General features: G+C 66.8%; 1 protein-coding gene. It reads left to right on the plus strand.

What is annotated here, in order from left to right:
- Positions 1-395: 395 nt before the first annotated feature.
- Positions 396-639: transposase (locus tag ACLJWH_RS41970; RefSeq protein WP_411147075.1), on the plus strand; the 244-nt coding region annotated here is incomplete at its 3' end.

The raw sequence follows: 639 nt of genomic DNA on the forward strand, positions 1-639 counted from the left end.
CGGGCGGTCGAGCGTGACGACGAGGCGGTCGAGCTGTGGAAGAAGGAGGTGTGGCCGCGGGTAAAAGCACCGCGGCGGCCCACGGGGCCTGGATCGTCTGCGAGGACGAGGCCAGTCAGTCGCTGAAGCCGCCACGGCCAGGACCTGGGGCCGGATCGGCCGGACACCGGTGATCACAGTGCGCGGCCGGGGCTCCGGAGGCGTCTCCATGGCCGGGATGACCTGCTTCAGGCCGGCGAGCGTTCACGGCTGATCTGCAGATTCCGCGTCCATCGGGGTCGCAAGGGGGAGCCCAAGGGCTTCACCTGGCAGGACTACCGCGACCTGATCGTGCGGGCACACATCCAACTCGGTGGCCCATCGTCCTCGTCTGGGACAACCTGCGTACTCACCTGATGCCGCAGATGAAGGAGTTCATCGCGGCGAGCGAGGACTGGCTGACGGTCTTCCACTTCCCTGCCTACGCACCTGACCTCAACCCGCAGGAAGGAGTCTGGTCCCTGGTGAAACGGACGATCGGCAACCTCGCCGCCGCGAACCTCGACCAGATGGCCACCGCCGTTAAACGCAGCCTCAAGAAAATCCAGTACCGCCCGCACCTGGTCGACGGTTGCCTCGCCGCCACCGGCCTGACCATAG

Origin of the sequence: Streptomyces sp. x-80 (assembly GCF_046549095.1) — a bacterium.
Taxonomy (GTDB): domain Bacteria; phylum Actinomycetota; class Actinomycetes; order Streptomycetales; family Streptomycetaceae; genus Streptomyces; species Streptomyces celluloflavus.